This window comes from Streptomyces sp. NPDC058307, assembly GCF_042880295.1.
Taxonomy (GTDB): domain Bacteria; phylum Actinomycetota; class Actinomycetes; order Streptomycetales; family Streptomycetaceae; genus Streptomyces.
Genome location: NZ_JBHVYZ010000180.1, coordinates 1 through 1,000 on the forward strand (window position 1 = coordinate 1; position 1,000 = coordinate 1,000).

Sequence of the window (1,000 nt, forward strand, 5' to 3'; positions counted from 1 at the left end):
GACCCCCGCGATCTCGGAGATCTCACCGGAAACGGAACCCTCGCAGTGCCCGCAGCTCATCCCGCTCACCTTGTAGACGGCGGTGACGGTACCCGGGGTATCGGTCTGGGCGGTCATGTCGTTCTCCTCGTCGAGGCGTGTGGGGTTACTGGGTTCACAGCCTATACCCCTAGGGGGTATTTCTCCAAGAGAGCTCCGGGAGACGCGGATGCGAGCGGTTGTCTTCGAACGGTACGGCGAACCCGCACGGATACGGGACGTGCCAGACCCCCGTCCGCCGGAGCACGGAGTGGTCGTCCGGGTGGAAGCCACGGGCCTGTGCAGAAGCGACTGGCACGGCTGGCAGGGACACGACCCGGACATCACCCTCCCGCACGTGCCGGGCCATGAACTGGCGGGCACGGTCGAGGCGGTCGGTCCCCGCGTGAGCAACTGGAAGCCCGGTGACCGGGTGACCGTCCCCTTCGTCTGCGCCTGCGGCACCTGCGCGTCCTGCGCGCGGGGCGACCACCAGGTCTGCGAGCGCCAGACACAGCCCGGCTTCACCCACTGGGGCTCGTTCGCCCAGTACGTGGCGCTGGACCACGCCGACGTGAACCTCGTGGCCGTACCGCAAGACATGTCCTTCGCCACGGCCGCCTCCCTGGGGTGCCGTTTCGCCACGGCGTTCAGGGCGGTCGCGCAGCAGGGGCGGGCCACGGCGGGGGAGTGGGTCGCGGTGCACGGCTGCGGCGGCGTGGGCCTGTCCGCGGTGATGATCGCGGCCGCTTCGGGGGCCCGCGTGGTGGCCGTGGACGTGTCGCCGCGGGCCCTGGCGCTGGCGAGGAGGTTCGGCGCGGCCGAGTGCGTGGACGCGACCGGCACGCCGGACACCGCGGCGGCGATCCGCGAGCTGACCGGCGGTGGGGCGCACGTGTCCCTGGACGCCCTCGGTTCCCCGGCCACCTGCGCGGCCTCCGTCAACTCCCTGCGCCGTCGCGGCCGGCACGTCCAGGTCGGC

The 1,000-nt window shown here is 72.1% G+C and carries 2 protein-coding genes; one reads left to right on the forward strand and one right to left on the reverse strand.

The window, feature by feature from the left end; all coding sequences use genetic code 11:
• A partial coding sequence (locus ACFVYN_RS41420; protein WP_390008128.1) for a heavy-metal-associated domain-containing protein occupies positions 1-117 on the reverse strand: 117 nt, incomplete at its 3' end.
• Positions 118-208: 91 nt separating this feature from the next.
• On the opposite strand from ACFVYN_RS41420, the gene ACFVYN_RS41425 reads away from it, so the two are divergent.
• Positions 209-1,000, forward strand: a 792-nt coding sequence (locus ACFVYN_RS41425; RefSeq protein ID WP_390008125.1) for an alcohol dehydrogenase catalytic domain-containing protein, incomplete at its 3' end; no start/stop codon positions are given.